Genomic DNA, 21,651 nt, shown 5'->3' with positions numbered 1-21,651 from the left:
TGAGCGCAAGACCGGCTCAAACCATCGGTTCCGCGCACGGTTTCCTTGTACCGAGCGCACGAACTTCCCGTGGCGTCATTCCATACTCCCGTTTGAACGCCTGTGAGAAGTGCGTGGCGTCGGCGAAGCCCCACCGGTACGCGATCTCGGTGACCGAACCACCGCCCGGATCGGCAAGGTCCTCTTTGGACCGTGCCAGCCGCGCCGTGCGCACCAGGGACGCGACGGTCGAATCGCTGCCCTGGAACGCGTTGTGCAACGTGCGCCGCGAGACCGAAAGCGCCCGCGCGATGGTCTCGGGCCCGAGCCGCGGGTCGGCGAGGTGCGCGCGGACGTAGCGGCGAGCCCGGGCGCGCAGCGCGTCCCGCCGGGCCGCCCGCGCGTCCGGCAGACTAGGTTCCACAATGGACCGGATCAGCTCCAGCGCGATGTCACAAGCAGTCTCGCGCATTCGATCGTCCATTTCGGACAATTCCGCGACCATCGCGCCGACGTACCGGGTGAGCATTCCCGCGCTGGGCAACCCGCCCAGCGCGGGCAGCGATTCAACCTCGGCCAGTCGCGGGCAGGCGTTGACGACGCGCTCGCGCGGGAACACCAGGGTGCGCTTCACGAACGGCGTCATCACGTCGAGGCGGACCGGCCGCATCCCGTCCCACAACTGCAGTGCCCCGGCGGAGAGCACGACCGGCTCGGAGCCTGGGCTGCGGACATGTTCGGTTCCCCTGCACAGGATCTGTATCCCGAACCGATCGGCGCCCGGCTCGCCCGTCATACCGCTGCCCCGGCGTCCGGTGAACGGCGTGCTGCGACATTCGACCAGGTCCATGAAGCCGACCCTGGTCCGCACCACGGTCCCGGTGAACATCCGGTCGGCGGGCACGCTGAGGTCGAAGGCCAGATGGGTGGCCGCGAGGACTCGCTGCCACTCGTCGGCGGCCCCGCGACCGGGTTCCTGCCGCACGACCCACCGCTGCTGCACACCGGAGTTCATCGTTGTCTCCCTTCAATTTCTGGTGATCCGCGCCGGATTTCCTTGGTGTCCGCGCGAACCGGTCGTCGCGGGCGGACGCGGCTCGTAACCTTGCCGGAATGCGGATCGATGGCGTGGACCTGTGGATCGTCACCATTCCCCATCCGGAACCGGTCACCTGGGCCGGCGTCGTCGAATCCTCGGCGCAGTCCGTACTGCTGAGGGTCCGGACCGACGCGGGACCGAGCGGACTCGCGCAGGCCCGGCTGCACCCCGCGTGGTCGGGCACCACCCCGCGGCTGACCGCACAAGCGCTGCACGAGCTGTACACACCCTTGGTGCTGGGGGCGAATCCGCTTGCCGCGCAACGGATCCAGGCGGCCATCGACCGCGTGCGCGGCTGGTCGCCCGCCAAGAGCCTGCTGGAGTGCGCCCTCACCGATCTGCGCGCCCGCCTGGCCGGCCTTCCGTTGCGGACGTACCTCGGAGGCTGGTCCGACGAGGCACGGGTCGCCGCCGTGGTCACCCGCGGGCCGGCCGGACAGCGCGTGGACGAACTGGGGAAAGCCGTGGCACGGTACGGATTCACCGCCGTCAAGGTCAAAATCGGCACGGACGTGCACCAGGACATCGCTCTGGTGCACGAAATCCGGGCCACCTTCGGCCCGGAACCGGAAATCCGCGTGGACGCCAACTCGGGCTACTCGCTCGCGGACGCTCTGTTCGCCGCCGACGCCTTCGCCGAAGCCGGCGTCGCGCATTTCGAGGACCCGTGCCCGTTGGAACCGCCGGCGGCTCGTCGCGAGGTGTTCCGCCGGTCGCGGGTTCCGGTACTCGCCGACCGGGTGGTGGACTCGGAGGCGTCCGCACGGCGGGTCATCGCCGATGGGGCGAGCGCGGTGTCGGTGAAGGTCCAGCGCGTCGGGTTCGGGACCGCGAACCGGATCCGTCAGGTGTGCGAGGACGAGAACGTGCCGGCGGTGACCGGGCTCAGCGGTGAGGCCGTGATCGGGGCACTGGCCGGCCTGCAGCTGCACGCCGCCTACCGGCATTTCACCACGCTTCCCGCGGAGGAGAGCTATTTCGCCGCCCTGCCGCACGACGTCGTGAGCTGTGTACCGGAGATTCGCGACGGCAAGATCGTCCTGCCCGACGCTCCCGGCCTCGGCGTGGAGCTCGACCCCGAAGCACTGGCCGCGTTCGGTGTCCGCTACCCCGGCTAGTGTCCTCATAGGACTGCCACCGCGTTGGCCGGTGATCCGACGCCACCGGGCAGGTTCAGCGGGACCGACACGAACAGGAACGCGAAGCGGCCGAGTTCCCGGCACGCCTGCGCCAGCCGATCGAAGGTGAACAGCTCCCCGATCGGCAGGCCCAGCAACGGCAGCAGCCGCCGATGCAGCGATCCGTCCTCGGGCCGGCCGGGAGCGACCTCCAGCGCGGGATTGTCCGCGGTGACGGCCGAGATCTGCCAGCCCCACAACAGTTCCGCCATCGCGCTCGACCCGGCGAGGCCGGGCCAGCGCCGTTGCTCACCCGCCACGGCGTCACCGCGCCGGTACCGCTCCAGCCACCCCGTCCGCACGCACAGGATGTCACCGGGCAGGACCTCGACACCCGCATCGGCGGCCGCGCGGGCGAGCCGGCCGGGACCGATCACACCGTCCTCTTCGGACAGATCGAGGAGCACACCGCGACCGATGATGCCGGCCTGTGCCCAGTGCCCGATGCCGAGCCGGTCGTCGGCGAAATCGCCCTGGTGACCGGTGAAGAACCCGAACTCGCGCGCGCGGACGTGACGGAACCCGTCCCATTGGGTGGAGCCCTGCGGGAAAAACCCGTCCAAGCGGTCGTCCATACTGTTGCGGCTGGGCGAAAAAACGGTGTGCGTGAACCGCTTGCGGCCGAACAACGGCGGATCGGGCTCGTCGAGCGGCAGCGAAATGTTCACCACGACGTTTTCGGTGACCGTGGCCAGGCCCCGCCGCCGGGCTTCGGGCGTGAGATGGCGCAGGCACCCCAGGTCGTCGTCCGGAGGGAACACCTGCCAGGCGTGCCGGTAGTCGCCGGTCTCGCCGATCAGCGGAAGCTCCCGGTACTTCGGCACATCCATCAGGTCGTCCCGGCCAGCGCGGTGATCATCCGGAGGCAGTCGCCGGTGGAAACCTGCCCTGGCAGGCGTAGCACCGGACGGTCCACTCCGGCGCGCCGGAAGGCGGCCGCCTGGCGCAGGACCTCGGTGGGGGCGCCGCGGAGGGTGGAGTCGTCGAGCATCTCGTCGGTCACGGCGCGGCGGGCGAGGTCCCGGTCACCCGCGGCCCACAGCCCGCAGATCCGCTCGACCTGCTCGCCGAAGCCGTAGCTTTCGAACAAACGGCGATAGGCCGTGCCATTGGCCGCGATGTACCAGGCCAGCGTCGCTCGCAGCGGGCCGGGTTCGGCACCGACGACCGTGTACAGGTACCCGGCGACGGCGGGACGAGGCCGCCCGGCCGCCTCCGCGGCGGTCTCCACCGCCCGCAGCGCACCGCCGCGGCCCGAACGCGAAGGCCAGATGGGCAGCCAGCCGTCCGCGTACGCCCCGGTCACTTCGAGAGTCCGGGGCGTGAGCCCGGCGACGTACAGCCGCAGGCGGTCGCGGTCGGCGTCGATACCCAGGGGAAGCCCGCCGAGCGGGAACACCGTGCCGTCAGGTGGCAGCTTTCCGGTGCTGAACGCGGTATCCAGCACACGAACGGTCTCGGCCAGCCGGGCGACCGGACGCTGGTACGGCACCCCGTGGTAGCCCTCGACCAGCGCCCGCCCGCTGGTACCCAGCCCGAGGTTCAGCGTGCGCGTTCCCATCAGCTCGAGGAGGCTGGCCGCGGCCTGCGCGAGCGCGGTCGGGGTGCGGCTGTAGACGTTGACGATCCCGGTGCCCAGCGCGATCCGGCTGGTGGTCAGAGCCAGCTCGGTCAGGATCGAGAAGGCGTCACGTCCCATGCTTTCGGTCACCCAGATCGCGCCTGCCCCGGCCTCGTCCGCGGCGCGCGCGATGCGGACGATCTCGTCGCGCCGGCGTTCCCTGCTGCCGACGGCGATGTCGAGGCCGGCGATGGTGGTCGTGGTGTCGGTCATGGCTTTCACAGCATCAGCGCGTCGACGATGTGCACGTCGCCCGCGCGGCCGACGATGACCGGATTCAGTTCGACGGTGCCGAACGGCGCCAGTACTCCGCCGACGACCGCGTCCGCGAGTGCCTCACACAGGCGCCGCAGGGCGTCCTGGCCGCCGGCGGGGAGCGCGCCGAGAACGGGCCCCAGCCCGGACCGGTCCACTAAGGACACCCACGATCCGGGGTGCAGCGGCAGCGGCACGCTCGCACTGGTGCGCAAGGCCTCGACGAGCGTACCGCCGAGCGCGAGCGTGAGGAACGGGACGCCGCTGTGCCACCGCGTGGAGACCATCACCTCAAAGCCGGCCACCTGCTCCTCGACGAGGAATCCCTCGACACGATCGGCGAGCCCGTGCTCGGCTGCGTTGCGCTCGATGGCTTTCGCCGCGCGCCGCACCCCGGTCCGGTCCTGGAGACCGATCTCGACCAAGCCGAACCGCGCCTTGTGCGCGACCTCGCGCACCACACCCTTGACGACGTACGGCCCGTCACCGGGAAGCCGGGCGGTCAGCAGGTCCGCACGCCGCTCGGCCAGCACCCCTCGTGCGACGGGGAGCCCACAGGCCGCGAGCAGATCCTTCGCCGCCGGCTCGCTGAGCCATCCCATTCCGTCCCTTTTGGACGCCGAACGCTCCTCTGCCGCCTGGCCCGTCCGGGCGTACCGGGTCCGCCGCTGGAGGATGCCGAGCGCGGCGAGCGCGCGGCGCAGACTCCGGACGAGGCCGAGACGCGGTGTGTCCGCCACGACCCGGGCCACCCAGTCGGTGACGGCCTGCTCCCCGATCGGCACCAGCACCACGTCCCGTCCGGTCGCCTCGGCGGCGTCGGCCAGCGCGGAGATCATCTCACGGTGCATGCCACGGAAATCCTCTTCGCCGGGGAAGGTGACGGCGAGAACGCAGAGGGCTCCGTCGATCCGCTCGTCCCTCAGCAACGCCTCGTACAGGCGCCGGCGCGCCGGCCCGTCGAGGCTGCCGGACGCCGTGAGATCCATCGGATTGCCGACGTACCCGGACGCGGAAACGAGATCATCGAGCAGCAGCCGGGAGGCATCGCCGAGTGCGGGCAGGGCGAGGCCGGCATCGGCGGCGAGGTCCGCGGTGAGGGTGGCGGCCCCGCCGGACGACGTGATCACCACCGGGCCACGGGCCATCCCGTGCGCGTGGAAATCGCAGACGGTCACCAGGGTTTCCACGTCCGGCACGACGGCGACCCCCGTATCGACGCAGACGGCGTCGAGGAGATCATGGTCTCCGGCGACCGACGCGGTGTGAGAAAGCGCGATATCACGGGCGAGCCCGCTGCGCCCGGCTGCGAGCAGGACGATCAGCGTCCCGTTGGCCGCGGCACGGCCGGCGATCGTGCGGAACCGGGACAGGTCCCCGATACCCTCCGCGTAGCACGCCACCGCTGTGGTGCCCGGGTCTTCGACTGTCCATTCGAGCCAGTCGAGCAAGTTCGTCACGGTGCCGTTGCCGACCGAGATGACCGCGTTGACCCCGAGGCCCGCCATGGCGAACCCGTCGAGGATGCCGGACACCAGTGCGCCACTGTGGCTGACGATCGACACCTGTCCACTGTGGACGTCGGCGGGGATCGGTTCGCAGATCGGCACGAACCCCTCGGCGAAGGAGGCGACACCGATACCGTTGGGGCCGACCAGTTCGACGCCGAGCCGGTCACACAACCCGGCGAGCTCGGCCGTACGAGCCGCCCCGATCTCGTCGGCACGCTCGACATAACCATCCGCGATCAGCACGATCTTCCGGCAGCCGCGCCCCGCCAGCTGCTCGATCGCCTCCGCGGCGCGCGCCGCGGAAACACCCACCACGGCCAGATCCGGATCGACCGGCAGGCTCGCCACGTCCGGGTAGACCTTCTGTCCCAGCAAGGTGCCACCGGCGCGGTGCACCGGCAGGATCTCCCCGTCGAACCCGTAGCCGGTGAGGTTCCGGATCGCCATCGTCGCGTAGAAGCTGCGCTGCGACGCACCGATGACCGCGATGGCACGGATGTCGCGGAAATAGTCGGGCGTGGGCTTCATCAAACCGCCTTCACGAAAGGGAAACAGGGCTAGTTCTGGGTTTGCCAGGCGGCGATCGTCGCTTTGAGACCGATCTGCTGCCGCTGCGCACGCACCTCGGTCGCGGCGCGGGTGGTGTGCGCGAGCGCGTCCCAGGCGGCACCGGCGCGGACGGCGTCTTCGAAACCCAGCCGCCCGTGCACCTGGTTGAGCGCGTCCTTCTTGAGGGTCAGCAGATCGCGGGACACCCGCGCGATCTCCGCCGCCATCGAACCCGTTCTCGCGTCCAGCTGATCCGCGGACACGGCGTGGTTGGCGAAACCGTAGGCAGCCGCCTCGGCGCCGGTGATCGTCGAGCCGATCCGGTAGCTCATCTCCTTGGCCCGGTGCATGCCGACATGCCATACCCAGGTCGGACTGAGCAGACCGCCGCCGAGCGGCAGGGCGGGCCAGCCGATCGTGGCGGTGTCGGCGCACAGCACGATGTCGCAGCAGTTGGCGAGAATCGTCGCCAGGCCCAGACAATGGCCGTGGATCTTCGCGATCACCGGCACGGGAAGCCGCCACACGTCGAGGAAAAGGTCGATCGAGGCGAGGATGCGGCGGCGCTCGTCCTCGGGCCGGGTCTCGGCCGCCGCGCCGTACTCCGACCCCGCAGAAACGTCCGCCCCGGTGCAGAAAGCGCGGCCCTCCCCCGATAGCACGACAACACGCACGTCCTCGTCCGCACGCACGGCACGCAGTGCACCGGCGAGCGCGGACCGCAGCTCGCCGTTCAGTGCGTTGAGCTTTTCCGGCCGGTTCAACCGGATTTCCCGCACATGCGGCGCCGGATCGCTCAGCACAACGACACTCATGTTTCCTCCAGCAGGGCGGCGATCGAACCACGGGCGAGCACGGCCGAGCCCGTGCGGACAAGGCAATCGGCGGACGTGGGCGGCGACATCGTCCTGGTCATGATCCGGGCGGCCGGATGCTGCAGGCCGAGCTCCGCCGTGCACCCGATGGCACCGTGCAACTGGAATGCCTCGTCGAGCACGTCCCAGCAGTACTCGCCGGCGAGCCCCTTCGCGACGAAGGCGAACTCGCCCAGCCGCGACGCGTCAGTGTCGGCGACCCAGCCCGCGTAGCGAACGAGCGACCTGACGGATTCGAGCTGGGTGTACGCGTCCGCCATCCGGTGGCGCACCACTTGGTTGGCCGACAGTGGCTTGCCGAACTGCTCGCGGTGGGACACATGCCGCACCGTGGCGCGGAAAAGCGTATCCGCGCAGCCGAGCATCTCCGCCGCCTCCAGCACCGCGAATTCGGCCGCGATGGTCAGCGCGTCCTCAGTCCGGAGCACACCGAGACCGGTGACGGCGCCGGGTGCCGGCGTGTGCAGCGGTCGTGTCGCATCGGTGTCGTCGAGTAATGTCCACTGTGCACCGGACGCCTCGACGGCGAGCACGTCGAAGTCCTTGTCCCACCTGGGTTCCAGCCGCAGCACGACGTCGGTGAACGGTCCGAACGGCACACCGGCGTCGCCGTCCGGCTCCAGCGGCGCGGTGACGTCGGCGACGACGAGGCGTCCCGGCTCGGCGATGTCACGACGGCCGAGCCGATCCAGAACCCGGTGCGCGAGCCACATTTCCACCAGTGGATAGGCCGGTGTAGCCGGTACCGTGGCCGCAACCTCGGCGACCGCGGTCAGCAAACCGAATTCACCGAGCGCCACCTCCGCCCAGGAACCTTCTGTCAGCACGGCGTGCAGCTCGGTCAGCCGCGTTCGCCGGACGGTTTCGTCCGGCTCCACGCGAAGCGGGTGGCTCGCCATCACGTCGGCGAGGACGGCACGCACCGCCTGCGCGATCTCCCAGGTGTCCCGCGACAATCCCAGCTTCGTGGCCGCGTCGCTCATGTCGTGCCGGCCCGGGTACCGGCGGGCAATCCGAGGAGCCGGTGGGCGATGATCTCGCGCTGGATCTCCGAAGAACCGGACGCGATGGTCGCGGGTCGGGCGTGGAAATAACGACCGAAATGGCGGTGTCCTCGCGAAAGTGCCCCGCCGCCAAGCAGGTGCAGCCCGTCCACGGTGCCGCGCCGCCACTCCTCCGACTGCTGGAGCTTGACCACCGCCGAAAGGTCGCCGGGCGGGTCGCCATCGGCCTGGCTTCCCAGCAGCCGCAAGGAGTTCAGCTCGGCCGCCAGGTAGGCCGCTTCCAGGCGGCCGAGTCCCTGCCGCACCCGGTCGTCGATGTTCACCCGCGACGCGGAGAGATCGGCTGTCAGCTCCCGGACGGAATGCCTGATCTCGGCGGAGCGGACGAAAGCCATTTCGGCCCCGCGTTCGTACCGTAGCAGCGTTTTGGCGATCCGCCATCCGTCGCCGAGGGCGCCGACGACGTTGCCGATCGGGATCCGGACGTCGTCGAAGAACACCTCCGACAGTTCGGCTCGCCCGTCGATCTGCTGGATCTTGCTGATGGAAACGCCTGGTGCGTCGGCGGGAACGAGCACGAACGAGATCCCGGCCTGCTTGCGCTGGAGTCTCGCGGTGCGCACGAGCGCGAAAATCGCGTCGCAGTACCAGGCGTGACTGGTCCAGATCTTGTGCCCGCTGAGCACGAGCTGGTCACCGTCGACGGTGCCCGTCGTCCGCAGCGACGCCAGGTCGGAACCGGCCTCGGGCTCCGAGAAACCCTGTGCCCAGACCATTTCCCCGCGCAGGATCGGCGGAAGGTACCGCTCCCGCTGGGCGGCGTCGCCGTGGTGAATGAGAACCGGTGCCAGCAGCCGCTTCGCGAGCTTGCCGAGTCCTTCCGGCGCGCCCGCCTCCGCCATGACTTTGGCGAACACGACCCGTTCTTCGGCCGTCGCGTCGAGGCCGCCGAACTCCGACGGCCAGAAGATCGCTCCCCAGCCCGCACGGTACAGCGCCCGGTCCCAGTCACGCTGGAACTCGATCCATTCCGGCGTCGACGGCTGGTAGCGCTGCTGCCACGCCGGGTCCAGCTCTTCGGCAAGCCAGCGCCGTACCCGGTCGCCGAATTGCCGGGCACTCGAACTCAGTCGGAACGACAACGTTTCAGTCCCACCAAGCGTCGGGAACGAACCATCGGCGGGCGAATCGCCAGCCCTCCGGCGTGCGGCGCAGCGTGTCGGAGTACCGGCCCGCGGTGACCCAGACCGAGCTGCCCGCTTCCTTGCCCGGCGAGCGCTTGGACAGGATCAGCGTGCAGGTCTGCTGCGCGGTGTCGCCATCGACGGTGATGTGATGGTCGGTGGTGATGTGGACGAACCCGCGCGACAGCTGATCCCGGGTCATTTCCCGGAGTGCGCTCTCACCGACGACCTCCGGTTGCTCCGGCATGGCGAATTCGCCGTCGGCGGTGAACGTCGCGACCCAGTCCTCTCCGCGGCCGTCGTCCCAGGCGTGGTTGTAGGCCACGGTGTGCTCGACGATGGCCTCCTTGTCGCGCAGGAGCTGGACCTCGGCGCGCAGCGCCGCCAGTTCCGCGGAACCATCCGCCGTTGGCTGATGGGAAGTCTCCCTGACACTCATAATCGATCTCCTCTCAGAACTTGCGCAGACCGGCTTCGATCAGCAACGGCCGGATCGTCTCGTCATACCGGGCGATGCCTTCGTCATAGTCCGGAAAGGACACCGCCATGCCGTCCATCCCCCCGTCGGCCATCGTCTTGATTCCCTCGAACACCTGCTCCGCCGTGCCCACCAACGGAAGTCCCCAGTTGCCCGCGGCGGTTCGCTGGAACATGTGCTCCTGTGCCACCACATCGACGCTGTGCATCTTGCCCATCGACATCTCGATGAACGTCCGGGTGGAAAGCCGGTCCAGCTTGTCCTCGATGAGGTACTTGAACTGCTTCTTCGCGTCGGCCTCGGTGTCTCCGCAGACGATGTAGCCGTGCCCGCAGAACTTCAGGCCGGGATTTCCCGCCTCGGCGGCCGTGCTCCTGGCCTTCGTCACCAGCTCGGGAATCTCCTCGAAGCCGGGATAAATCCCGAAATTGACATCCGCGTATTTCGTCGCGAAAGCGATTCCCGCGGGGCTGGAGCCCGCGCTCATGATGACCGGGCGTGGCCGCTGCAAGGGTTTGGGTTGCGACACGACCTGTTCGCCGCTCAGGAAACGGCCATGGAAGTCGAACGGTTCGTCCGAGTCGAGAATCCGCAGCAGGAAGTCCATCCATTCCGCGGCGTACTCGTAGCGCTTGTCGTGCTCGGCTTCTTTGAGCCCGAACATGGAGAACTCGGTCTGATTCCACCCGGCGACAACGTTCAGTGCCAGCCTGCCCGCCGCGATATGGTCCACCGTTGCCGCCATCTTGGCGACCATCACCGGATGGAACAGCGGAATGTGCACGGTCGAAAAGAACTGGATCCGTTCGGTGATGGCGGCGAGTCCGGCCGCGAAGGTGATCGCGTCCCACATCCGGTCGTACTGCGGATGCGACTGTGCCCAGTTCTTCCAATGCGCGATGGACAGAATCGCGTCGAGACCCGCATTTTCCGCCGCTTTCGCAATGCGGGCGGTTTCGTCCCAGGTGATCCGCAGCGTTCCCTCGCCGTGGGTGAGGGTGGTGCCGCGCGCGGTGTTCAGCGACAGCAGCACGAGTTTGAACTTGTTGACGTCGTTGAGAATCGGGGTGTCCTGGGGCGACACCACCGGGTCGGCGACATCCCACTCGGCGGGCACGTGGGATTCGGGCACTGAGGTCATCGGTCCACACTCCTGAAGTCGAGGGAAATGAGGTGCGCCGAAGCGAGAGAACGGAATCGGCTCCCGCGGCCGGTTTCGGGGTGGACATCCGATGGCCCGGCCGCACAACCTGACGATAGGACAGTCGCGGTGCGACAAGGAAGCGTTGTTCAGAATGGCTGAACGGTTCAGGCCTGCACCGGGATCCGCGCCGTGGCGAAATGCACGACCTGAGCGGCCACCGACTCCAGCTGAGCGTCGATCCGTTCCTGGGCCGAGGTTTCGGCGGCGTTCACCGCTACGCCGAGCGGGGTCGGCCAGCCGCGCAACGCGTGCACGGCCATCCTCAAGTTGTGCACTGTGGACACCGCGGCTTGCCATCCGTGGGCCACGGCGATACACCCGACCGGAACACCGTCGAGATAGGTTCGCTCGGCATCGCGCAGATCCTCGAGGTAGTCCAGTGCGTTCTTCACCAGACCGGACATCGTCCCGTGATATCCGGGCGAGGCAAGGAGAATCCCGTCCGCGCGGCGGATCTCGCCGACGAATACGCGAGCCTGGCCGGCGCGGGTGGGCGCTTCCGGTTGGTACAGCGGAAGCATGAGATCCGGCCCGGCGATCACCTTGACCCTCGCACCGAGACGCTCGGCTGTGCGGGCCGCGGTGCGCAACGCCCGTTCGGAGCTCGACCCGGGGCGCGTCGACCCACCGAAGGCGAGGATGCGCACCGGCTCCCGGACCGGGTGCTGATCAACGGTCATCTGCCTGTCTCTCCTTACCTGAAAGCGACGCGGCCAAGCGCAGCACGGCGTGGCGGATCCGCTCTTGTTCCCGCCCGAACTCGGCGGGCGGCAGCGAAACGCTGAGGGCCGCGTGCGTGGCGCCGGCGGCGTCGCGCAGTGGGGCCGCCACACAGCAGACGTCCATCCTGGTTTCCTGCAGATTGCTGCCATAGCCGCGAATCCGGGTGAGCGCCAGTTCCTCACGCAGCCCGCGCAGTTCGGTCTGGGTGTATTCGGTACATCGCTTCAGCCCGTGCTGCTCGACTACCCGGCGCTGACGCCGGGCGTCGGTGAAGGCCAGCAGCACCTTGCCCATCGCGGTGGAATGGGCCGGAATGGGCCTGCCCACCCGCGATCCGCTCCGGCCGGAAGCCCGGCTCGCGGTCACCTCGTCCAGGCAGACCACCTCGTGCCCGCGCAGTGCCGCAATGTGGACGGTGGCACCCAGGTCCTCGGCGAGCAGCCGGATACGGTCCCGCCGCCCGGTGAGGAATTCGGTACTCAACATCAGCGAACGGTTGAGTTCGAGGATGCGCCAGCCCAGGCGGTACCGGCCACGGGGCGTGCGGCGCACGAGCCCGGTCTCGGTCAGCGTGTCCAGCAACGAGTGGGCACTGGACTTGGGAATCCGCAGTTCCGTGGCCACATCGCTGACCCCCCACTCCGGGACGAGCGGTGTGAACAACCCCAGGACCCGGCTCGCTTTCACTATGCTTCCGAGCATCGTTGCTCCTCAGACGTCCTGGGTTCCTATAGTCAATAGGTAGCAATTATTGGGTGACTGCGCGGCACTGTCAACCCGCCCGGCGGTAGGCTCGAACCCGGCTGCGACCCGAATGACGCCGCCGGCCTGGAAAGGAGCCCCCGATTCCCGCCTCAGCGAAGCCCGCTCGCCGGCGCACCAAGTCCGTCGGGGGAAAGCCGGACCACAAGGGTGTCTCGATCGAACGGATCGTCGACGCGGCCGTGGAGATTCTCGCCGACCGGGGCCTGGAGGGTTTGACCACGGCGGAGGTGGCGCGCCGGCTCGATGTCTCCCAGCCGACGCTCTACAGCCACATCAGGAATCTCGACCACATCCGCTCACTGACGGCCATCCGTGGGATGCAGGAACTCAGCGAGCGGGTGCGGTCGGCGGTCGAGGGCCTCGAAGGTGACGACGCGCTGCGCGCGATGGCCTTCGCCTACCGCGGTTTCGTGCGCGACTATCCCGCGCTGTACATGCTGCAGCAGCGCGCGCCGTCCACCGAGGAGTTCTGGGAAGAGGCGCCACGCGCCGCCCGGCCCGTCCGCCAGGTACTCCGGTCCTACGGCGTACCCGAGGACCAGGTCCCGCACGTGCACCTGGTTTTCCGCGCCTCCATCCACGGATTCGTGGACCAGGAGATCAACAACGCCATCCCCGACGTGCCGGACACGGACGTGAGCTTCGAGCTGTTCCTGCGTTTTCTCACCGACGGCATCAAGCACCTCGCCGCGGAAGCGAAGCGCCCGCGCCGCCGCTGAGCCTTTCCCCCACCCCAGGGCCGGGCATGACTGATCCGCTGAACGCCGCTCAGTGGCTGGACAACCGCTCGGTCGAACCGGCAGCCAGTGCCGCAGCGACGTGGTCGACACCGGCCCGCACGGTCTGCCCATAGCCGTCGTCAGCCAAGGCACCCAGCCGTCGCCTCGCCTCCTCCAGATGCCGCGCCGCGGCGGCGAACGAGCCGAGCCGACGGTAGTTGTCGGCGAGGTTGAGGTGCAGTGACGGGTAAAACCCGGCCACGCTCAACGACGCGTGATGCGCCTTCGCGCGGTCGTCGGTCAACGCGTCGGCCGCGTCCAAGGCGCGGACGTCCCAAGTCAACGCTTCCGCGGCGTCGTCGCACAGGTCGGCCAGGTAATGGCCGATCGTGCAGCGACACAACGGATCTCCCGTCGCGCCCACCTGCTCCCACAGCGCGATCAGCCGCGTGCGGGCCCCGGCTGCATCCCCACCTCGCCCCAACACCATCGCCTCGCCGATCGCCGCCATCATCCGGTCCGGCTGTGCGTCGTTGTCCATGGAAGCCTTCATGAGCGACGACCATAGCCGCGGCCACCGACAACTTCACCGAAGCCGCTGAACTGACGCTTGACGCCCGCGCGGGCAGTGCCTAGTCTTCCTATTGCCTATAGGTACAGCGCGGCGGACACCCCGCGCCGCGCGCCGGCCCGCGATGTCGGCACGCCTACCCGTGCCCTGACGATCTCGCATTTCGCCGAAAAATACGGACAACGATGTTCTGGAAGGACGGCTCCCATGGCCGCCGACGACGTTCTCGACCGGGTCGACCCCGGAAAGCTCAACCGGAAAATCTCCCTGCGCCTGCTGCCGTTCCTCGGCCTGCTGATGTTCGTGGCCTATTTGGACCGGATCAGTCTGTCCTATGCCGGACCTTACGGCATGAACAAGGAACTCGGCCTGACCGCGACGACGTTCGGCCTGGCCGCGGGAATCTTCTTTGTCGGCTACATTCTGCTCGAAGTGCCGAGTAATGTCGCGATGTACCGGTTCGGCGCACGGATCTGGCTCGCCCGCATCATCGTCACCTGGGGCGTGATCCAGATCCTCACCGCCTTCACGCCCAACGCCACGATCCTGTACATCCTCCGCTTCCTATTAGGACTCACCGAGGCGGGATTCACGCCCGGCGTGCTGCTGTACCTGACTTTCTGGTTCTCCCGCGAATACCGTGGCCGCGCGATCAGCCGGTTCCTGTTCTCCGTCATGGTCGCCACCGTCGCCGGGGCGCCCCTTTCGTTCTGGCTCATCTCGATCGGCAACGCCGGGCACCCGTTCGGGCTGACCGGCTGGCGTTTCCTGATCCTGATGACCGGCGTCCCCGCCGTGATCCTCGGCGTGATCGCGTGGTTCTACCTCGACGACGGCCCGCAGCAGGCCTCGTGGCTCTCCCCGGCGGAGAAGGCCGACATCCAGGCAAGACTCGACGCCAAGCCGGCGCACACGCCGTCCTCCCACAGCGTCCGCACGGTGCTGCGCCGTGGGCGGGTGTGGCTACTCGGTCTCTGCTATTTCAGCTTCACCTACGGGGCGTTCGCACTGACCTTCTTCCTGCCCGCGATCGTGGCCGGCTTCCAGAAACAATTCAACGTCCACTATTCGCTGTCCCAGGCCGCCTGGATCACCGCCATCCCGTTCGCCTTCGGCGGTGCCGCCCAGCTGTGGTTCGGCCGCCACGCCGACCGGAAGGGACGCCCAGGGCTGCACGTGGCCGTGGCGGCGGTGATCGGCGTCGCGGGCGGCATCGCCGCGACGTTCGCGACGAACCCGATCACGCTCATCGTGTGCCTGTGCCTGATGGCCATCGGCATCACCGGCGCGACTCCCCTGATCCTGGTGGTGGCGGCCGAACTGTACGGTGGCGTCGCCGCCGCCGCGGCGGTCGCGCTGGTCAACACGATCGGCGTCACGGCCGGGTTCTTCGGCCCCTATGTGACCGGATGGCTGCGCGACCTCACCGGCAGCCAGAACGCCGGCATCATTCTCATCTCGGTCCTGCTCGCGATCTCCTCCGTGATCGCGATCCTCATCGACCGCCGATGGCGGGCGGCCGGCCCCGCCGTCGTGGGCCCTGCCACCGCCAAGGGCCGGGTACCGGTCGAGGAAGACCGGCTCTGACAAGCACAACCGACTGAAATCCCGAAGGGCCTCGCCATGCACTCGGTAACCCGTTCGATCACCTTGCCCGCCCCCGCGGCCGAGGTCTGGCAACTGGTCGGCGACTTCTCCGCCATCGCGAGATGGATGCCGGGAATCGACCGGCTGACCGTGCGCGGCCCGGCGAACGAACCGGGCACCGAGCGGGTCGCGCACAGCGGCGGGACCGATTTCCTCGAGCGTCTCGTTTCCGTCGACGACACGAGCAGGACAATGGTCTACACCATACCTGCTCCGCCGTTCCCGGTCTCCGGGCACCGGGCCACTCTCACCGCCACCGCGAATGATCTGACCGGATGCACGGTGACGTGGGCCGCGACGTTCGACGCGGACCCCGCCGTGGTGGCGGATGTCGACAAGGCCATGGGTGACGGCGCGTTCCAAAGTGGACTCGACTCGCTGGCGAAACTGTTCGCCGGGGGAGGTGATGTCGCGTGAGGCCATCGGCCCTGCCCGCCTGGGAACGCTACCCCACGCTGCCGGTGGACGAAGACAATCTCGCTCTCTACGAGGGCTGGCTCGACCACGAATTCCGGCTCCCCCAGTGCGTGGCCTGCGGAAAATGGCATGCCCCCGCCCACCCGCTGTGCCCGTTCTGCTGGTCCTTCGACCTCGCGCCGCGGAAGCTCAGCGGGCGCGGCACGGTGCACCTGTCGATCCTGCTGCACCAGGGGCCCGCGATGGAGGGAGTGACCTACCCCTACCCCGTCGTCACGGTCGAACTCGAGGAACAGAAAGGACTCCGCTTCACCAGCACCGCGGTCGGCGGCACGGGCCTCGTCCCGATCGGCACCCCGGTCGAACTCGTCTGGCTCGACCGGGGTGGCGCGCCGTTCCCCGCATTCCGGCCGCGACAAGGGGCACGAGCATGACGCACAACCGTATTCAGGATCAGATCGCGATCGCGGGCGTCGGTTCCACCGGCTACAGCCGCAAAGGTGGCCGTACGGCACGGTCCCTCGCGGCCGAAGCCGCCGTCAAAGCGATCCGGGACGCCGGGCTTTCGCGTGCCGATATCGACGGAGTCGTTTCCTCCGCGGGCATGGGCAGCTGGACCATCGTTCCACCGGGCGCCACGGAAATGGTCGCCATGCTCAGACTGCCGGAGGTGACCTATTTCGCCGACGGCAACGCGGTCATCGTGAGCCCACTGCTGGACGCGATGCACGCCCTCTACTCGGGCGCCTGCACCGCGGTTCTGGTGTACCACTACAACTTCCGCACGCCGTTCAATTCCGCCAAAGCCGCCGCCGATCCGTTCCGGCGGAATATCCGCGGGTACGACAGTCTCCCGCCGGAAAACGCCCGCAACGCGGCCGCCTACGCGGCCTGGGCGAGCCGGTACCTGCACGAGAATCCGGTCCAGCGCGAGCATTTGGGCCGGATCGCGGTGAACAGCCGCACGAACGCCGTCGGCAACCCGCTGGCCGCGATGCGCACTCCGCTGACCCTGCCGGACTATCTCTCGGCCAGGATGGTGCGCGAACCGCTGGGAATGCTGGACATGGACCTGCCGGTCGACGGTGCGGAGGCCTTCGTGCTGACGACCACCGAACGGGCGCGGGACCTTCGTCAGGTGCCCGTTCTGGTGCACAACGCGAGTCAGGGCCTGGTCGAGACGGCCGGCGACGAGGAGCAGCTGGGTTCGCTGGCCCGGCACGGCCAGGACGTCGTGGCACGGCAGCTGTGGGCCCGCAGTGAGCGCAGGCTCGCCGACGCCGACATCGCCTACATCTATGACGGGTTCAGCTTCATCTCGTTGTCGTGGCTGGAAAAACTCGGGTGGTGCGGGCCGGGCGAGGCCGGAAAATTCCTCGAAGACCATTGGCGGGACGAGCAGAACAGGCTCCTCATCGACGGCCGCGTGCCGGTGAATCCGCAGGGCGGGATGCTGTCCGAAGGCGGCACCCAGGGCGCGGGTTTCCTCCGCGACGCCGTCCACCAGCTGCGGGGCACCGCCGGGGAGCGGCAGATCGACGGGGCACGGACCGCGCTGCTCGCCATCGGCGGTTTTTTCTACAACTCGCAAGGCGCCGTACTCGTGCGCGACGACGCCCGGTGAGTCCGGAAAGGAAAGGGATCGACCTCATGAGTCCCCGCAGCGACGTCGCCGCCGAATCGTTCCTCGGCGGTATCCGAGTCCTCGAACTCGCCGACGAGCTCGGCGAATATTGTGGCAAACTGCTGGCGGGCCTTGGCGCCGACGTGGTCAAGGTCGAGCCGCCTTCGGGCGAGGTGACGCGCGGCTACGGCCCCTTCTACCACGACATCGCCGACCCGGACCGCAGTCTTCATTTCTGGCACTACAACTTCGGCAAACGCAGCGTCGTACTCGACCTCGACACCGAGAAAGGACGACAGGACTTCGCCGCGCTCGCGCGGGCCGCCGATATCGTGATCGACAGCCGGCCACCCGGGTATCTGGCCGAGCGGGGACTCGGCTACGAACGGCTGCGCGACACCAATCCAGGATTGGTCTATACCAGAATCAGCCCGTTCGGCGACGACGGGCCGTGGGCGGCGCATCTGGGCAGCGACCTCGTGCACCTCGCGCTCGGCGGGGTGATGATGAACTGCGGCTACGACCCCGACCCCGCCGGTGATTACGACACCCCGCCCATCGCGCCCCAGATGTGGCAGTCCTACCAGATCGCGGGCGAAATGGCGGTCATGTCGATCCTCGGCGCGCTGACCAGCCGGTTGCGCACCGGCCGTGGTCAGCAACTGGACGCCAGCGTGCACCAGGCGGTCAGCGCCAACACCGAGACCGATATGCCGGACTGGGTTTTCCTTCGGCAGCAGCACTTCCGGCTCACCAGCCGGCATTCGATGCCCGCTTCGACCGTGCCGTCGCTGTCCATCACCAAGGATGGCCGGTACGTGATGCCCTACCGCACTTATCTCAAGAGCTTCGGCTCGAACTGGGAGAGCGAACTGCGGCTGCTGCGCAAGTACGGGATGCAGGCCGACCTCGAAGACCCGCGGTATGCCGACGACGACTACCGGACCCAGCCGCAGACCGTCGCGCACATCGCCCAAGTGACCGACAACCTGGTCGGCCGCCTGCTGTTCGACCGCGACATCTGGCGCGACGCCCAGGCGGAAGGGCTGCCGTGGGCGCCCATCCGGCGTCCCGAGGAGAACATCGACGACGACCATTGGCAGGCCAGGGACAGCTTCGTGGAGGTCCACCATCCCGAACTCGGCGAGACGTTCACCTATGTCGGCGCCAAGTGGTTCTGCCCCGAAGTCCCGTGGCGTCACGGCCCCCGGCCGCCCTTGCTCGGCGAGCACACCGAGACCGTGCTGTCCGAGTGGGCACCCCGCCCGCCGCAGGCTCCGCGTTGCATGGCCGGGCCGAGCCAAGTGAGCAAGCGGGGCAAGCCCTTCGCGCTGTCTGGCGTCCGTGTCGTCGACCTCAGCTGGATGCTCGCGAGTGCCGGCGCGGGCCGCTTCCTGGCCGCGATGGGCGCCGAGGTCATCAAGGTCGAACACGAGTCCCGGTGGGACAGCATGCGGTTCGGCTTCGGGATGTGCCCGCCGGGCGGTCGCGCGGAACGCGACAGCGCGACGGCGGCCCTCCCGGCTCCCGAGGTGACCGGTCCGGACCAATGCGGGAACTTCATGGAGGTCAACGCGGGCAAGCTCGGTATTTCCCTCAACCTCAAGCATCCGCGCGGACGGCAGATCCTGGAAGACCTCATCCGCGACGCGGACATGGTCGTCGAAGGATTCTCTCCCGGCACGATGGAACGGATGGGGCTAGGCTACGAGCGGCTCAAGGAACTGAACCCGGGCATCATCTACGTTCAGCAGTCGGGTCTCGGACAGCACGGCACCTACGGGCAGGCTCGCGCCTACGGCCCGACCGCGCAGGGATTCTCCGGGCTCACCGAGATGTCCGGGCTGCCGGCACCGTTCCCGCCCGCAGGCATCGGATACTCCTATTTGGACTGGTTCGGCGCCTACAACATGGCCAACGCGATGCTCGCCGCGCTCTACCGGAAGGCCGTCACCGGGGCGGGCTGCCACATCGACGCCTCACAAGGGGAAACCGGCATCTACCTGACCGGGTCGGCCGTGCTCGACTGGTCGGTGAACGGCCGGGCCTGGTCCCGCTACGGGAACCGCTCGCCCGCCAAGCCGGCCGCCCCGCACGGCGCCTACCGCACCCAGGGCGACGACCGCTGGATCGCGCTGTCGGTGTTCACCGAAGAGCAGTGGGCAGCGCTCATCACGGAACTGGGCGACCCCGAATGGGCGCGCGAGTCCCGGTTCGCCACGCGTGAAGCCAGGCTCGCGCACCAGGACGAGCTCGATCGCCTGCTCGACGACGCGACGCGCCACCGGGACGGTTTCGAGTTGATGGCCGCGTTGCAGGCGCGATCGGTCCCGGCCGGCGTGTGCCAGACCGCGCAGGACCGGTACGAATCGGATCCCCAGTTGCGGTACCGGGAATGGATGGTCGAGCTGAACCAGTCCCACATCGGGGTGTGGCCGGTCAAGGAACATCCGGTGCGGATGAGCGAGACACCGTCCTATATCGGCGGACCGTTCGACCGTTCCGGTCCGAGTTACGGCGAGGACACCGGCTATGTCCTGCGGACGATTCTGGGACTGACCGAAACGCAGGTGGCCGATTTGACGGAAAGCGGGGCGCTGTGACCGGATTCATCGACATCAATCCGCCTTATCTGAACCCTCGGTACAAGTCCACTGTGCTCAGAGCACCACGGAAACGGCTCATCCAGCTGCCGCCCGAATGGTTCCACCGCTCCCCCGGGCCGGTATTCGGCCGGGTCGCCGTGCGGCCCGGCGACAACGACCTGACCACCCAGCACCCCGGCCGGCCCATCGGCCAGTTCATCACCCTGTCGGGGCGGGTCCTGGACAGCGACGGTCGCGGCGTGCCCCATACACTCGTCGAAATCTGGCAGGCCAACGGGGCGGGACGGTACGTCGACACGGCGGATCCCGGGCTCATGCCGCTCGATCCGAACTTCACCGGCGCCGGCCGGACGCTCACCGATTCGTCGGGACACTACCGTTTCCGGACGATCAAACCGGCGGCTTATCCGGGCCGTTTCCGCGGGATGTTCCGGCCCGCGCACATCCATGTCTCGGTGTTCGGCCCCGACCTTGGCAGCCGCATCATCACCCAGTGCTATTTCGAAGGTGACCCGTTGCTCCCCTTCGATGCGATCGCGCAGTCGGTCGGCGACCCGCGTGGGCTCGACCGGCTCACCGCCCGGTTGAACTGGGACGACACCGAACTCGGCGACGTCGACGCCGCGCTCGCCTACGACTGGGACATCGTGCTGCGTGGCCGCGAGATGACCCCGCGGGAGCCGTTGACATGAGCGACGTCATCAGCCCCTCGCAAACCATCGGGCCGCTGTACGGGTTCGCGTTGATGTTCGACGGAAGTGAGCGGACCGTCTCCGCTGACGCCGGCGACGCCATCCGCATCAGCGGCTCGGTCTTCGACGGCGAAGGGAAGGCCATCCCGTATCCCGACACCCTTGTCGAGCTCTGGCAAGGTGACCAGTGGGCCCGTGCCCGCGCGGACGAGGACGGGATATTCCGGTTCGTCGTGCGCAAACCCGTCGCGGCTCCGTTGCCGGACGGGCGGGCGCAGGCACCACATTTCACCGTCGCCGTCTTCGCCAGCGGGCTGATCAAACAGGTCGTGACCCGGCTGTACTTCCCTGACGAGCGCGAGAATTCCGCCGATCCCGTACTCGGTCTCGTTCCCGAAGCCGAGCGGCACCGGCTCGTCGCCCGGCGGACCGTCGATGGACTGACCTTCGACATTCACTTGCAGGGAGCCGAAGAAAGCGTTTTCTTCGACTACTGATCCGCCTGCATGATGTCGAACACGATCTCGACGAGCGGGCTGCCTTCGATCCAGTCTTCGACATTCTGGGGCTGCGGCACGGCGCCGGGATTGTGGGGCTGATTGAGATCGTCCACAATGTACTGGAGGATTCGCCGTCGCTCGCCCGGATCGGACACTTCCACCGCGGTGGCTGCGAGGTCTTCGTGAATGCCGTGCTTGAGGTGGAAGGTGAAGCGCGGCGTCACGAGGAGGTTCCGGTGCCAGTCGCGGCGGGCGGGGGTACTGCTGAGGTACCATCGCCCGCCGACGTGGTGGAACCAGATCTCGATCCGCCGGGGCAGTCCCGTCCTAGCGCCGATGGTGGTGATGTCGACGGTGCGCTCCCATGCGTTCGAGCCGGTGCCGAGATCGAGCGCACGCCGGATGGCGCCGAGGCCGGGTTTCGCGGCCATGACCGTGCGGCTCCTTTCG

22 protein-coding genes are annotated in these 21,651 nt (G+C 68.3%); 9 read left to right on the top strand and 13 right to left on the bottom strand.

Features of this window, described 5'->3' with window-relative positions:
- Positions 1 to 16: 16 nt before the first annotated feature.
- Positions 17 to 994: a helix-turn-helix domain-containing protein gene (locus GKO32_RS04205; protein WP_154755432.1), complete on the bottom strand. Its 978-nt coding sequence runs from the start codon at positions 992 to 994 to the stop codon at positions 17 to 19.
- Positions 995 to 1,092: 98 nt separating this feature from the next.
- Here GKO32_RS04205 and GKO32_RS04200 point away from each other — a divergent pair, with 98 nt between their 5' ends.
- Complete coding sequence (locus tag GKO32_RS04200; RefSeq protein ID WP_154755431.1) at positions 1,093 to 2,196, top strand: mandelate racemase/muconate lactonizing enzyme family protein; 1,104 nt, start codon at positions 1,093 to 1,095, stop codon at positions 2,194 to 2,196.
- Positions 2,197 to 2,201: 5 nt separating this feature from the next.
- Here the strand turns inward: GKO32_RS04200 and GKO32_RS04195 are convergent, their stop codons facing one another.
- From GKO32_RS04195 to GKO32_RS04150, 10 genes are all read right to left on the bottom strand, one after another.
- Positions 2,202 to 3,086 carry a cyclase family protein gene (locus GKO32_RS04195; RefSeq protein WP_154755430.1) on the bottom strand — a complete coding sequence of 295 codons (885 nt, stop codon included), beginning with the start codon at positions 3,084 to 3,086 and terminating at the stop codon, positions 2,202 to 2,204.
- Entirely contained in the window at positions 3,086 to 4,090 is a 1,005-nt protein-coding gene (locus GKO32_RS04190) for an LLM class flavin-dependent oxidoreductase (protein WP_154755429.1), read from the bottom strand. The genes GKO32_RS04195 and GKO32_RS04190 overlap by 1 nt, the downstream gene beginning before the upstream one ends.
- A gap of 5 nt (positions 4,091 to 4,095) precedes the next feature.
- A complete protein-coding gene (locus GKO32_RS04185; protein WP_154755428.1) occupies positions 4,096 to 6,171 on the bottom strand; it encodes an acetate--CoA ligase family protein in 2,076 nt (691 codons plus the stop codon).
- 29 nt (positions 6,172 to 6,200) lie between these two features.
- A complete protein-coding gene (locus tag GKO32_RS04180) occupies positions 6,201 to 7,007 on the bottom strand; it encodes an enoyl-CoA hydratase/isomerase family protein (protein WP_154755427.1) in 807 nt (268 codons plus the stop codon).
- Positions 7,004 to 8,050 (bottom strand): acyl-CoA dehydrogenase family protein, encoded by a 1,047-nt coding sequence (locus GKO32_RS04175; protein ID WP_154755426.1) that lies wholly within the window; start codon positions 8,048 to 8,050, stop codon positions 7,004 to 7,006. The genes GKO32_RS04180 and GKO32_RS04175 overlap by 4 nt, the downstream gene beginning before the upstream one ends.
- A complete protein-coding gene (locus GKO32_RS04170; protein WP_154755425.1) occupies positions 8,047 to 9,213 on the bottom strand; it encodes an acyl-CoA dehydrogenase family protein in 1,167 nt (388 codons plus the stop codon). Before GKO32_RS04170 ends, GKO32_RS04175 begins: the two co-directional genes overlap by 4 nt.
- Positions 9,214 to 9,217: 4 nt before the next feature.
- Positions 9,218 to 9,694: a nuclear transport factor 2 family protein gene (locus GKO32_RS04165; protein ID WP_154755424.1), complete on the bottom strand. Its 477-nt coding sequence runs from the start codon at positions 9,692 to 9,694 to the stop codon at positions 9,218 to 9,220.
- Positions 9,695 to 9,707: 13 nt separating this feature from the next.
- Entirely contained in the window at positions 9,708 to 10,874 is a 1,167-nt protein-coding gene (locus tag GKO32_RS04160) for an LLM class flavin-dependent oxidoreductase (protein WP_154755423.1), read from the bottom strand.
- Between the two features lie 167 nt (positions 10,875 to 11,041).
- Complete coding sequence (locus GKO32_RS04155) at positions 11,042 to 11,617, bottom strand: NADPH-dependent FMN reductase (RefSeq protein ID WP_154755422.1); 576 nt, start codon at positions 11,615 to 11,617, stop codon at positions 11,042 to 11,044.
- Positions 11,607 to 12,362: an IclR family transcriptional regulator gene (locus GKO32_RS04150; RefSeq protein ID WP_154755421.1), complete on the bottom strand. Its 756-nt coding sequence runs from the start codon at positions 12,360 to 12,362 to the stop codon at positions 11,607 to 11,609. Before GKO32_RS04150 ends, GKO32_RS04155 begins: the two co-directional genes overlap by 11 nt.
- Before the next feature lie 143 nt (positions 12,363 to 12,505).
- On the opposite strand from GKO32_RS04150, the gene GKO32_RS40045 reads away from it, so the two are divergent.
- On the top strand, positions 12,506 to 13,144 hold the full coding sequence (locus GKO32_RS40045; RefSeq protein ID WP_312867487.1) for a TetR/AcrR family transcriptional regulator: 639 nt from the start codon (positions 12,506 to 12,508) through the stop codon (positions 13,142 to 13,144).
- Positions 13,145 to 13,193: 49 nt separating this feature from the next.
- Here the strand turns inward: GKO32_RS40045 and GKO32_RS04140 are convergent, their stop codons facing one another.
- Entirely contained in the window at positions 13,194 to 13,697 is a 504-nt protein-coding gene (locus tag GKO32_RS04140; protein ID WP_246243142.1) for a hypothetical protein, read from the bottom strand.
- Between the two features lie 225 nt (positions 13,698 to 13,922).
- Here GKO32_RS04140 and GKO32_RS04135 point away from each other — a divergent pair, with 225 nt between their 5' ends.
- From GKO32_RS04135 to GKO32_RS04105, 7 genes are read left to right on the top strand one after another with little or no spacing between them, the layout of a single operon-like run.
- Entirely contained in the window at positions 13,923 to 15,302 is a 1,380-nt protein-coding gene (locus GKO32_RS04135; RefSeq protein WP_154755419.1) for an MFS transporter, read from the top strand.
- A gap of 36 nt (positions 15,303 to 15,338) precedes the next feature.
- Complete coding sequence (locus tag GKO32_RS04130; protein ID WP_154755418.1) at positions 15,339 to 15,779, top strand: SRPBCC family protein; 441 nt, start codon at positions 15,339 to 15,341, stop codon at positions 15,777 to 15,779.
- Positions 15,776 to 16,213 carry a Zn-ribbon domain-containing OB-fold protein gene (locus GKO32_RS39630; protein WP_208024265.1) on the top strand — a complete coding sequence of 146 codons (438 nt, stop codon included), beginning with the start codon at positions 15,776 to 15,778 and terminating at the stop codon, positions 16,211 to 16,213. Before GKO32_RS04130 ends, GKO32_RS39630 begins: the two co-directional genes overlap by 4 nt.
- The gene (locus tag GKO32_RS04120; protein ID WP_154755417.1) at positions 16,210 to 17,403 is read left to right on the top strand and encodes a thiolase C-terminal domain-containing protein; all 1,194 of its coding nucleotides are present in this window, start codon (positions 16,210 to 16,212) and stop codon (positions 17,401 to 17,403) included. Before GKO32_RS39630 ends, GKO32_RS04120 begins: the two co-directional genes overlap by 4 nt.
- Before the next feature lie 26 nt (positions 17,404 to 17,429).
- Positions 17,430 to 20,006, top strand: coding sequence for a CaiB/BaiF CoA transferase family protein (locus GKO32_RS04115; RefSeq protein ID WP_154755416.1), 2,577 nt, complete (start codon positions 17,430 to 17,432; stop codon positions 20,004 to 20,006).
- Positions 20,003 to 20,701 (top strand): dioxygenase family protein, encoded by a 699-nt coding sequence (locus GKO32_RS04110; RefSeq protein ID WP_312867480.1) that lies wholly within the window; start codon positions 20,003 to 20,005, stop codon positions 20,699 to 20,701. The genes GKO32_RS04115 and GKO32_RS04110 overlap by 4 nt, the downstream gene beginning before the upstream one ends.
- The gene (locus tag GKO32_RS04105; RefSeq protein ID WP_154755415.1) at positions 20,698 to 21,198 is read left to right on the top strand and encodes a peptidase associated/transthyretin-like domain-containing protein; all 501 of its coding nucleotides are present in this window, start codon (positions 20,698 to 20,700) and stop codon (positions 21,196 to 21,198) included. Before GKO32_RS04110 ends, GKO32_RS04105 begins: the two co-directional genes overlap by 4 nt.
- On the opposite strand, the gene GKO32_RS04100 is transcribed toward GKO32_RS04105, so the two are convergent.
- The gene (locus tag GKO32_RS04100) at positions 21,192 to 21,632 is read right to left on the bottom strand and encodes a nitroreductase/quinone reductase family protein (protein WP_154755414.1); all 441 of its coding nucleotides are present in this window, start codon (positions 21,630 to 21,632) and stop codon (positions 21,192 to 21,194) included. The two genes, GKO32_RS04105 and GKO32_RS04100, sit on opposite strands and share 7 nt — an antisense overlap.
- Positions 21,633 to 21,651: the final 19 nt, after the last annotated feature.

Source organism: Amycolatopsis pithecellobii (assembly GCF_009707865.1).
Taxonomy (GTDB): domain Bacteria; phylum Actinomycetota; class Actinomycetes; order Mycobacteriales; family Pseudonocardiaceae; genus Amycolatopsis_E; species Amycolatopsis_E pithecellobii.
This window is presented reverse-complemented; position numbering and strand designations above follow the sequence as displayed.